Raw genomic sequence first — 12781 nt, forward strand, 5'->3', positions numbered from 1 at the left:
TTTCTCTAAAATTATGTTAAATAAATTTATTCAAAATATTTGTCTCTAAGCTTGGCAATCTTTTGATGCAATGGATCAAACATACTAACTATATTCTTAGACTTAATAAAATGAACCTCTCCTTCAAAAGCAATTTCATCACCAGCCTGAGCATAAACTTCTAAAAGCTTATAACGTAAATCAATATTATTTGGGTTTTTCTCTAATGCATCTTGTATAGTTATACTAGCCTCAAGATATTTTTCACTATCTAAATACTGCTCAATCAACTCATCTATATATTGTAGCTCTTGTTCTGCTTGATCCTGAGAGTCAATCTCTTCAATTTCATTATTATCACTGCCAATAATCACATCATCACTAGAAGTTTCAAAAACTACACCTTTTTCAGTCTTAATAGCCACATTTTTTTGACTTTGAAAACTGCCTTCTGGATTTTTAGAATTTAGATCCTCAGATTCTTCTTTAATATTAGATTCTTGCTGATCTAACTCTATATCATCTTCAGTTGGCGATCCTTGGTTATTCGCAAAAAAATCAAATTCTTCTTGTGGGGTCTGTTGATCTGCATTATCAGACTTATAAAAATCATTATCTGATACAACTGGAGAAATCCTCGACATAAGATGATCTCTCTTTCTTTTACCTAGTATTTCTAATTCTTGTTCTTTTTTAGTGTTTCTACCTTCCCAAAACTTTTTAGCTATGAAAAATACTGCTGCCAAAATAGCTATGTAAACTATTAACTTAAATAAAGAGGAGAAAAAAGATCCAGAATTTTCATTACCATCAGAAGACTCCGTCTCATTTATACTATCAGAGTCAATACCACTATTTAAACTATTGCTATATGTTTGTGATGCACTACTACTATCTACAGAACCATTCTCTCCTGGAACTAATACAGGTATTTTATCTTGGCTAATGGCATTATTCTCTGGTGTAGTTACCTCTTTTGATGTAGAAATCATCGACTTATCACCAAGCCTAGTTTTACTAGCATTACTTGAAATAGATGGGGTAGACGATGAGTTATCATTTGATTGATTATATGAACCTTGAATCATCTGATTCCTAACCAAAGTCAAACCATCTTCGACCTCACCTTTTGTAGTCGGAATAGCTAGCTTATCACCAACTTGTATGCGATTATCTACAATTCCTGGTATTTCTGATTTATTTATACCTTTTATCGCATCCGTTAATTCAGAATTGCTTATCCCACTAACTGAATGAGTTTTTGCTATTTTGTATAAATAATCTCCTGACTTAACAGTATATATTTCCATTGAGAAAGCTGGCTGTATTGCAACCAAAGCAACTCCAGCAATAAGAATTTTATTGATACCTTTAAACATTTAGCACCCTAATAACCTATAAACAAAGACTTAAAAATTATAGCATATTTTTTCTGCTTAAAAAGCATATGATTTTAATGCTCTCTTGTTGCACTGAAGATAATATCTGGATTTTTATCTTGAGCCAACTGTAAATTGACCCCAGTAGGTGCTAGATACGTTAAATAGCCAGCCCCATCATATGATAAATTAACTTCATATTTTTTCTTAAAATCATTAAGCTTTTTATCATCATCACAAAATATCCAACGCGCTAAAGCAACATTTACGCCCTCATAAGAGCATTTAACATTGTACTCTGTTGCTAAGCGTTGAGCAACCACATCAAACTGTAAAACACCTACAGCCCCAACAACTAAATCATTAGAGATGATAGGTTTAAATACTTGCGTTGCACCTTCTTCAGAAAGTTGTACCAAACCTTTTTGTAATGCCTTCATTTTTAGAGGGTCATTTAGTTTAACTCTCTTAAATATCTCAGGAGCAAAATTTGGTATACCTTTAAACTTTAGTTTTTCACCTTGTGTAAAACTATCACCTATTTGGATACTACCATGATTGTGTAAACCAATAATATCTCCGGCATAACCTTCTTCAACCTGCTCTCTTTCACCAGCCATAAACGTCAAAGCTTTTGATATCTGCATCATTTTTCCTGTTCTTTCATGAAAAATTTTCATACCCTTTTCATATTTACCAGAGCATATTCTGAAAAATGCTATTCTATCTCTATGCTTTTCATCCATATTTGCTTGAATCTTAAAAACGAAGCCACTTAGTTTTTTCTCGTCAGCTTGGACATCTCTTTGATCAGCTTCACGATGCTGTGGCGCTGGAGCATACTTTGTAAAACCATCCATCATTTCTTTGACACCAAAATTACTTAGCGCTGTACCAAAATATACTGGAGTAAGTTTACCTTCTAGAAATTCTTGTTCATCGAACTGATGACTTGCACCTCTAACAAGCTCAATTTCCATTTCAAGGTCATCATACAAATCTAAACCTATAGCATCTTTAGCATTTTCCAAACCTTTAATCTTTTTATAAGGATGAATCTCATGACCATGACCTGTTTCAAATAAAGTAACCTCATCATTATAGAGATCATAGACACCTTTATAATACTTGCCCATACCAATAGGCCAATTCATAGGAGCACATTTGATTTTAAGAATATCCTCAACCTCATCCAAAAGTTCTAGTGGATCACGAGTATCTCTATCAAACTTATTCATAAAAGTTACAATAGGAGTATCCCTTAGGCGACAAACATTCATTAACTTAATAGTTCTATCCTCAACACCTTTAACTGCATCAACGACCATCAATGCAGAATCAACCGCGGTAAGTGTACGATATGTATCTTCTGAGAAGTCTTCATGCCCTGGAGTATCAAGTAAATTAACTACTCGATCGTTATATGGGAACTGCATCACTGATGTTGTTATCGAAATACCTCTTTGCTTTTCCATCTCCATCCAGTCAGATGTTGCATGGACACCACTTTTTTTTGCCTTCACAGTCCCTGCTGTTTTGATAGCATTTCCAAAAAGTAGCATTTTCTCTGTAATAGTTGTTTTACCAGCATCTGGATGCGAAATAATTGCAAAAGTTCTACGTTTTGCAATTTCATTTAAATATTCACTCATAACAATTCTTACTTTTTATAATTTGATATAATAATTTAATTAAAGAAGTTTACTAAAAATATTTCATTTTAAAAACTAAAATGATTATCTAATATTTGGTATATTTGTTTTTCAATACTAGTTACAGGCTGAGAAGCATCAATCTCTACCGCCTTATCAGATTCTTTAACGAGTACCTTAAAAGCTTCGCGAGTTCTATTGAAAAACTCAAGGCCTGCCTGCTCTATTCTATCTGGGCTACCTACCTTATTAGCTCTTTGCAAGCCAGTTATAGGATCAATATCAAGGTATATGGTTAGGTCAGGTTCACAATCCTTAAGAAAATAATCATTTAAAGCCCAGATCTTTTTCAGATCAATGCCTCTACCACCACCTTGATAAGCAATACTTGACCAGTAAAACCTATCTGAAACAACGTTTAGCCCTTTTTGTAAAGATGGATTTATTAAACTATGTACGTGCTGTAATCTACTTGCATACATTAGAAGTAGTTCTGTATCAGAATGCACCGATTCATCACTATAATTTTTTAATGCTAAATTTCTAATATCTTCTGCTATTTTTGTCCCACCAGGTTCACGAGTATACACAGTTGGTAGTTTTTTCTCTTGTAAATACTTTCTGATAAACTCAATAGCTGTACTCTTACCAGCACCATCAAGACCTTCTATTACAATAAATTTACTCTGCATTTTTCAAAACCTTTAAATAACAAAGCCAACTATAACAGCTGATAATAAACTAACTAGCACAGCCCCGTATAAAATCTTCAAACTAAATCTTGCTACTTTAACCGAAGCTTCTTTATTAAGAGCTTGGACTGCCCCCACTATAATACCAATCGATGAAAAATTAGCGAATGAAACCAAAAATACTGAAACTACAGCTTGAGTATGTTCTGAAAGATCTTTTGCATGTTTACTTAGTTCTTGCATCGCTACAAACTCATTAGTAACTATTTTTGTACCCATAATTTGGCTTGATAGAAATATCTCACTTCCGTGAATATTTAGTACCCATGCAAAAGGATAGAATATATAACCTAAAATTTGCCTAAATGTTATACCTAAAACCCCTTGAAATATACTATCAACCAAATTCAGTAGTGCTATAAAGCCAATAAGCATCGCACAAACAATTACAGCAATCTTAAAACCATCTAATAAATACTCTGATAACATTTCAAAGAAGCTTTGCTTTTCTTCTTCGTAATCTTGATGCAAGCTATCATAGTCTAGACTAGGATCTTTGTCATATGGGTTAATAATATGAAGCACAAAGAAAGTACTTAACATATTCAAAACAATTGCTGTACATACATATTTTGGTTGGATAATTGACATATAAGATCCAGCAATTGCCAGTGACACTGTAGACATTGCTGTGGCAGCCATTGTATATAGTACATTAGCTGGTAAGTGGCCAATTATTTTCTTATATATAAGGAAGTTTTCTTGCTGGCCTACAGTTAGGGAACTTACTGCATTGAATGACTCAAGCTTACCCATTCCTGTAATTTTAGTCAGAATAAAACCTATAATTCTAATAACAAATGGTAAAATTTTGAAATACTGTAAAACACCTATTATTCCAGAAATAAGAACTATCGGCATACCAACATTAAAGAAGAAAACAAAGCCATTTTTCTTAGTATCAGCCAAGCTTCCAAAAACAAATGCTGTCCCTTGATGAGCGTGTAAAAGTATCTTATTAAAGCCATCAGAAATAAGCGATACAAGTTTTATACCTTCACTTGATTGTAATATAAAATAACAAACAACTAACTGAACAACCAAAATAATAAGTAAGTTTTTATATTTAACTTTTTTTCTATTACTACTCCATAATAATGCTAAGAGATAAACAGTTACTAACCCTATTAAAAAAAATATCACTTTTGTAAACACATCTACCTCTCTATGTTCCAGATATAACAAATCCAACTATATTTGCTGATAAAAAGCTAACTAACACAGCTCCATACAAAATCTTCAAACTAAATCTTGCTACTTTAACTGAAGCATCCTTATCAAGTGCTTGGATAGCACCGATAATAATTCCAATAGATGCAAAATTAGCAAAAGAAACTAAAAACACTGATACTACAGCTATTGTATGAGCTGATAGTTGTTTTGCATGCTGAGCTAACTCTTGCATTGCTACAAATTCGTTAGTAACTATCTTGGTGCCCATAATTTGGCTTGATAAAAACACCTCATTACCATGAATATTTAAAACCCACGCAATTGGATAAAAAACATATCCCAAAATATCTCGCAAAGATATACCAAATAAGCTAGAAAAAATAGCATCTGCCAAATTAAGAAAAGCTATATAACCCATAACCATAACACAGACAATTATAGCAACCTTAAATCCATCCAAGATATACTCTGATAGCATCTCAAAGAATCTTTGCTTTTCAAAATCCTCAACTTGCTCAGTTAAAAACTGATATGATGTTTCTTTAGTTTTTTCATAAGGATTTATTATATTTAAAACAAAAAATGCTCCAAACATGTTCATAATTATAGCTACACAAACATAAGTTGGATTAATTATTGTCATATAAGCAGCTGCTGTACCTAGTGATACTGTAGACATTGCCGTAGCGGCCATTGTATAAAGTACATTTGAAGGTAAGTATTTTATTATCTTTTTATAATAAAGAAAATTCTCAGACTGACCAACACTTAGAGAGCTAATAGCATTAAATGATTCTAGCTTGCCCATACCTGTGACTTTTGCCAAAATACTTCCTATTGCAACTACAAGTATTTGTAAAATTTTAAAATACTGCAATATCCCAATAATCGCAGACATTAGTACTATTGGCATAGCAGCATTAAAGAAAAATATAAATCCTTTTGAATCAGCTAAATTTCCAAAAACAAAAGATACACCAACTTGAGCACTCGCAAGTATAACCTTAAATCCTTCATTAATATAATTGATTATATCAATACCTATTGTTGTACTAAGCATGAATTTTGCTAGAAGAAGCTGTACTACGAGGATTATAAAAAGATTTTTATATCTAATAGCGTGTCTATTATTACTCCAAATATATGCCAAAAGATAAATTACGAAAAGACCTAAAACAAAATATAAAGTTCTAATAATCATTTATACACTCTTGTTTATGATTAAGTAAGTTATCTAAAAGACTACTTACACCAAACCTAAAGGTTTTTGGATTTATATAATTACTGCTGAGTATCTTATCAGCTAATTCAACATATGCAACTGCTTGTGTATAATTCTTTATTCCACCAGAAGCTTTAAAACCTACTTTTTCATCTAACTTTTTAATGGTTTTCAACATAGCCTCAGCTGCTTCAATGGTTGCTCCGACACGAGACTTACCTGTTGATGTTTTAATAAAGTCAGCTCCTGCATTTATAACATCAGAAGATACTTTTTCAATTAGCTCTGGCGATTGAAGTTCTCCAGACTCTATTATTACCTTGAGAGTCTTATCTTCACAAAGAGTTTTGACCTGAGAAACCATTTGCTTTGACTTTTCTGAGCATGACTTTTCAATGTACTCTTTATAATCTATAACTAGATCAATTTCATCAGCTCCTAATGTTAGAGCTTGCTTTGTTTCATTAAGAGTATTTTCTATACTGGAATCACCATTAGGGAAGTTAACCACAGTAGCGACTTTAAAATCTGCTCCAAGTTCTTTTTTAACAACCGGAATAAACTCCTTATAAACGCACAAAGCAGCCACATTCCCTAGAGAATTCCTAGCTTTAGAACATATTTTAAGTATATCTTTGTCTGTATCACTATCACCTAATAGTGTTAAATCTATAAGCGATACTATTTTTTGTTTACTCGTCATAGTTTTTCTCAAATATTGATTTCCCAAAACTTAATGATTCGACACCCATAAAATCAGCAATACTTTCACCAATATCAGCAAAAGTATCTCTCTGGCCAATAAATTCAGATTCTATATTTTTACCCCAAAGTAAAAATGGCACGCATTCCCTTGTATGGTCAGAACCTGGAGCTGTTGGATCACAACCATGATCTGCAGCTAATATTACAATCGTATCATCATCTAATAAATTATCTAAATCAGGAATTCTTGCATCTAGATATTCTAGAGCTTTACCATAACCTTTAGGATCTCTACGATGTCCATAACTCGAATCTAAATCGACAAAGTTAGTAAATATGAGTGTATTTTCTTGTGCCAACTTATATTCAGATACTGTTTTATCAAAAAGTTCCTCTAAACCTGTTGCTTTGAGTTGCTTACTAATACCTTGATTTGCATAAATATCAGCAATCTTACCAATTGAGACAACTTTACCTCCAGCCTGCTTTAATTTATCCAATAAAGTTGGTGCTGGTGGTAAAATAGAAAAGTCCTTACGATTACCTGTACGAACATATTCATCTGCAGCTTCACCAATAAATGGACGCGCAATAACTCTACCAACTTTCATATTCATATCATCAAGAATTTCTCGCGCAATTTTACAAATATCTAAGAGCTTATCTAAACCAAAATAATCTTCATGAGCGGCTACCTGGAAAACACTATCAGCTGATGTGTAAACTATAGGTTTCTTAGTTACACAACTTTCACAACCATGCTCTTTGAGCACCTCAGTCCCTGATGCATGACCAGCATCTATAAAGCCATCTTTAAGACCTGCTTTTTCAACCCATCTATCTATGAATTCTTGATCAAAACAGCTTTGATTCTCTTTTGCAGTGAAGTAATACCAGTCAAACATAACAGGCACACCTGCAAGTTCCCAATGTCCACTAGGAGTATCTTTACCTTTACTTATTTCAGCACAATAGCCAAATTTTGAATTTATAATATTATCAGATATTGAGATATCTTGAGCCAGCGCAGCACCTCTGTTATGCTCAGCAGCTTTCTTAAGACCTCTTTTTGATAAATTTGGTAATTTAAGATTCATACCATTTTTATTAAAATATTCAACGATATGGCCTAAAGTATCCGACCCTTGATCCCCAAATTGAGGTGCATCGGGCGCTTGACCAATACCAAATGAATCAAATAATAAAATAACTACTTTTTTATTTTTTAACATCTTAAAAACCTTTTGATTTTTTAATTATTCTCTAAAAATGCAATTCTTATTCCACGTAGAATTAAATCCGGAGATATTTCATCAAATATTCCTTCATCTTTAAATAAACTGGCAAAACCACCAGTTGCTATAGTGTAGACATCCTTATCACTTAACTCTTCCAAGCTTTTATTCTTAAGCTCTTTTAATGCTCCTAGATGCCCATAGTATAATCCTGAACGAATATTAGTTTTTGTATCATAACCAATAGCAACTTCTGGTTTGACAATAGTTATTGACGATAGTTGAGATGCTCCTTGGCACAAAGCATTCAAGGATAGTTTAACACCAGGCATAATTGAACCACTTAAGTATTTTCTATCTTTAGTAACAATATCAAAAGTTGTTGCTGTTCCTAAATCTATTATTAGTAGATCTTTATTTGGATGATCAGCTATAGCACCAATACAACTAGCAATTCTATCTGCTCCTACTTGGTGTGCTTCTACTGCTGACATGTCAAGACCCGTATTATCCATACTAATAAAAAATGGTTTTATATCAAAGTATTTTATAACAGCTGAGCCTAATGAATAATTTAGATGTGGCACCACAGAAGATATCGCACATCCATCTATCTTATTTAAATCTACAGAGTTTTCTCTCAAAGCTTGCCTTAAAAAAACTCCCATCTGATCAGAAGTCGAATCAACTGATGACGTTGAGTATCTAATTTGGCTAACTATTTGCTCACCCTCAAAAACTCCAATGTGTATATGAGAGTTACCTACATCCATTACTAATAGCATAATAAATCCTAATATATATTAATGTGCCTGATCCCAGTTATCGCCAGTATCAACATTGACTTCTAAAGGTACGCTAAGTTTAACAGCACCTTCCATTATTTCTTTTATTTTTGCAGAAATCTCTTCAACTTTAGTTCTTTGAACTTCAAAAACTAATTCATCATGAACCTGCATTACCATTTTAACTTCGCTATTATACTCCTGAGAAATCATAGTGTTAACCTCTATCATCGCTTTTTTTATAATATCAGCAGCCGTTCCCTGCATTGGAGCATTTATCGCAGCTCTTTCAGCAGCATTTCTTTGCATCACATTTCTTGAACTAATTTCAGGCAAATATAGTCTTCGACCTAGTATTGTTTCAACATAGCCATTTTTTTTAGCGAACTCTTTAGCAGTAGTCATATATTCTTTAACTTTTGGATAACGGTTAAAATATACATCGATATATTCTTGTGCCTCACCACGAGGTATTTCAAGCTGTTTTGCTAAACCAAAAGCACTCATACCATAGATAAGGCCAAAGTTTATAGCTTTTGCCCTTCTTCTTTGCTCACTTGAAACTTCATCCAGCTGGATACCTAAAACCTCAGCAGCTGTTGCACTATGGATATCTAGACCTTCGTTAAAAGCTTTTAGAAGATTCTCATCTTTTGATAAATGTGCCATGATTCTAAGTTCAATCTGCGAATAATCTGCAGCAACTACGCAACACCCTTCTTCAGCAATGAATGCTTGTCTGATTTTACGACCCTCAGGGCTTTTGATTGGTATATTTTGTAAGTTTGGATCTGAAGATGATAGCCTTCCTGTAACAGTTCCTGTTTGATTATATGAAGTATGAGCTCTTGAATTGCTATCTAATATTTTAGGAAGCTTATCAGTATAAGTATTTTTTAGCTTTGAGAGGTGTCGATATTTCATAATTAAAGCAGCTATTTCATATTCTTCAGCTAATTGGACTAATACCTCTTCAGATGTTGAAGCTTGACCTTTTGCTGTTTTTTTAACTGGTGGAATTTCCATCTTTTCAAAAAGAATCTCTCTTAACTGTACAGGAGATGATAAATTAAACTCTGATCCAGCAAGTTCATAGCACTGCTCTTGAATTTCACCTATGCTTTTCTCAAGGTTTGCACTTTGCTCAACTAACTTGTCAGCATCAATCTTTACACCTATCTTTTCCATATTATTAAGGATAAGGGTAAGTGGCATCTCAACCTGAGAATATAAATTATAAAGAATTTTTTCTTTTTTAAGCAAACCATCAAAATGATTAAAAAGCCTAAAAGTAATATCTGCATCTTCAGCAGCATATTTTGCAACCTTTTCAATTTCTATTTGATCTAGGGTTTGCTGTTTTCTACCTGTACCAGCTATTTCACTGTAAGGAACAGGTGAAATATCGAGATGCTCTTTAGAAAGACTATCCATATCATGCTTACCACTACTTTTTAGCACATAAGCCATAATCATAGTGTCATGAATTTGACCTTTAATATCAACTCCATATTTTGATAAAACCTTCTCATCAAACTTAAAATTATGTGCAACTTTAGCTTTTTTAGAATCTGCAAATACTGGTTTTAAGTTTTCTAAAACCACATCTAACTCCAGCTGCTGTGGAACACCTAAATACCTGTGTTGGACTGGGATATAATAAGCCTTACCTTCTATAGCACAAAAAGATAAACCTACTAAATTAGCTTCATAAGTATTTAAAGAATCTGTTTCTGTATCAAAAGCAAAAGTATCACTATTTTTTAGCTCCACTATTAAATTATCCAACTCTTGTTCGGATGTAACAGTTCTATAATCAACTTCTATAGACTTAGGTTGTGTTTTGTCTGAAGCAGGCTTAGCCTCTACATTTAAATTTCTAAGTAACGAATTAAATCCATATCGAGTAAAAGCTTCTGTTAGATATTCTGTATCTGCCTTTTGACACTTAAGATCTTCTATAGACAAACTAAGATTAAGATCACATTTAATTGTAGCTAACTGATAAGAAAGTTTTAAAAGTTCTATATTATTACGTAAATTCTCTCCAACCTTTCCTTTTATCTCACTTGCATTCTCTATAACGCCATCAATGTTTTCATACTGTTGTAACCACTTAACTGCTGTTTTAGGACCTACTTTAGGTACTCCAGGTATATTATCCGAAGAATCTCCCATAAGAGCTAAATAATCCACTATCTGATCAGGTCTAATTTGATATTTATCTAAAACTCCTGGTATATCTGTAGTTACATTTTTCATCGAATCATATAACACTACTTTTTCAGTAACTAACTGAGCCATATCCTTATCACCAGTAGAAATTATCACATCATAACCTTGATGCTCTAACTCTCTAGCCAATGTCCCAATGACATCATCAGCCTCTACGCCATCTTTTATAATAAGTGGGTAGCCCATCTTTTTGATAATCTCATGCAGAGGTTGGATTTGTACCCTTAGTTCATCATCCATCGCTTTACGATTAGCTTTATATTCAGGATACATCTCATGACGAAAATTTTTACCTTTAGGGTCAAATACTACTGCAACATATTCAGTATCATATATGGCTGGTAATTTCTTGAGCATATTAATTACCCCAAGAATAGCACCCGTTGGTTCTCCTTGACTATTAGAGAGATTTGGTAAGGCATGGTAGGCTCTAAATAAATAAGATGAACCATCGACTAAAACTATTTTTTGCATAAAGGTTTATTAGAATATTTATATCAAATAAATAGTAATATATATAACAAAGTATAGCAAATTGATTGAGCCTATTAATTATATATGTATAGCTTATTTTAGCTTTATGATTTATAAGTGCACTTAAATATAATTTTCTAAAAGACTATTTCAACCAATAACTGATCGTAACTTTTTTATTTTTCAAATCACTCTAAATACAAGAAACAGGTAATATTAAGAATTATATTGCAATTCTATATCCAAATACCACCAATTATCTTTAGCAAAAGATTTGCATTTAATAGCATCTTTATACGTCATAACAACTATTTGATTACCTTCAATATCAGCAAAATCTTTTTGTTCAAATTTATGGTGATCTTTAAATATTTTTTTATCAGAGATGTCTACATCATTATCTACTAAAGTTTGAAAAAATTTAGTTGGATTACCAATACCTGCAACAGCTACAACTTTTTTATCTAAAAACCTATCCTTAGGAACTCTCTCTCCAGATATAAGGTTTACAAACTCAGTTGCTACAATCTTAGCAGAAGTAATATTTTGGTTATAATTTCTTATATAGTTTTTATCATCATCAGAGCAGTTCCCAATAACAATAACTTCATCAACAAATTTTAACCTTTCAACAGGCTCTCTTAAAGGCCCTGCAGGAATACATAATTGATTACCAAACATTCTACTAGCATCGACAACAACTATTTCCTTATCTCTGGCAAGCTTGTAGTGCTGTAAACCATCATCGCTGATTATGACATCAGTATTTGGATATTTTTTTTCAATATACTTTACAGAGTCTACTCTCTGTGGTGATATAACGATTGGAACCTGAGCATTCAATGCATCATACAACATTGCAGGTTCATCGCCGCACTTACTAGCTGGAGTATCTACATCAACTTCAAATGGATAGCTTTCAGCTTTTGCACCATAGCCACGACTAATAATTACAGGGGCTTTACCTTTCGCTAGATACTCTTGGGCGAGCTTTCTAACTACGGGGGTCTTTCCTGTACCACCGACAGATATATTACCAACGATAACAACAGGTATTTTTGATTTGTATTGATTTTGTTGCTGTTTAAGTTTACGATTAGTAGCAATTTTAGAAAAAATCGTAGAAATAGGCTTCAAAGTAGAACTTAATAAACTTGGATTTCGTTGATACCAAAATTTATCTATCATTT

10 protein-coding genes are annotated in these 12781 nt (G+C 32.8%); all 10 read right to left on the reverse strand.

Translation table 11 applies throughout. The features are described 5' to 3' along the window. Positions 1 to 26: 26 nt before the first annotated feature. The gene (locus F7310_RS09165; protein WP_072713283.1) at positions 27 to 1358 is read right to left on the reverse strand and encodes a LysM peptidoglycan-binding domain-containing protein; all 1332 of its coding nucleotides are present in this window, start codon (positions 1356 to 1358) and stop codon (positions 27 to 29) included. Between the two features lie 74 nt (positions 1359 to 1432). Further along, positions 1433 to 3010 (reverse strand): peptide chain release factor 3, encoded by a 1578-nt coding sequence (locus F7310_RS09170; RefSeq protein ID WP_072713284.1) that lies wholly within the window; start codon positions 3008 to 3010, stop codon positions 1433 to 1435. Positions 3011 to 3078: 68 nt separating this feature from the next. Beyond that, complete coding sequence (gene tmk / locus F7310_RS09175) at positions 3079 to 3702, reverse strand: dTMP kinase (RefSeq protein WP_072713285.1); 624 nt, start codon at positions 3700 to 3702, stop codon at positions 3079 to 3081. 12 nt (positions 3703 to 3714) lie between these two features. After that, positions 3715 to 4917 (reverse strand): NupC/NupG family nucleoside CNT transporter, encoded by a 1203-nt coding sequence (locus F7310_RS09180; RefSeq protein WP_072713578.1) that lies wholly within the window; start codon positions 4915 to 4917, stop codon positions 3715 to 3717. 10 nt (positions 4918 to 4927) lie between these two features. Then, on the reverse strand, positions 4928 to 6136 hold the full coding sequence (locus tag F7310_RS09185; protein ID WP_072713286.1) for a NupC/NupG family nucleoside CNT transporter: 1209 nt from the start codon (positions 6134 to 6136) through the stop codon (positions 4928 to 4930). Then, complete coding sequence (gene deoC / locus F7310_RS09190; protein WP_414653973.1) at positions 6126 to 6887, reverse strand: deoxyribose-phosphate aldolase; 762 nt, start codon at positions 6885 to 6887, stop codon at positions 6126 to 6128. Before deoC ends, F7310_RS09185 begins: the two co-directional genes overlap by 11 nt. Further along, positions 6850 to 8094, reverse strand: coding sequence for a phosphopentomutase (locus F7310_RS09195; protein WP_072713288.1), 1245 nt, complete (start codon positions 8092 to 8094; stop codon positions 6850 to 6852). Before F7310_RS09195 ends, deoC begins: the two co-directional genes overlap by 38 nt. Positions 8095 to 8114: 20 nt before the next feature. Further along, positions 8115 to 8882 (reverse strand): type III pantothenate kinase, encoded by a 768-nt coding sequence (locus tag F7310_RS09200; protein ID WP_072713289.1) that lies wholly within the window; start codon positions 8880 to 8882, stop codon positions 8115 to 8117. A gap of 18 nt (positions 8883 to 8900) precedes the next feature. Further along, positions 8901 to 11591: a DNA polymerase I gene (gene polA, locus F7310_RS09205; protein ID WP_072713290.1), complete on the reverse strand. Its 2691-nt coding sequence runs from the start codon at positions 11589 to 11591 to the stop codon at positions 8901 to 8903. 216 nt (positions 11592 to 11807) lie between these two features. Next, on the reverse strand, positions 11808 to 12779 hold the full coding sequence (lpxK, locus tag F7310_RS09210) for a tetraacyldisaccharide 4'-kinase (protein ID WP_072713291.1): 972 nt from the start codon (positions 12777 to 12779) through the stop codon (positions 11808 to 11810). Between the last annotated feature and the right edge of the window lie 2 nt (positions 12780 to 12781).

The organism is Francisella uliginis (genome assembly GCF_001895265.1).
GTDB classification, from domain to species: Bacteria; Pseudomonadota; Gammaproteobacteria; order Francisellales; family Francisellaceae; genus Francisella; species Francisella uliginis.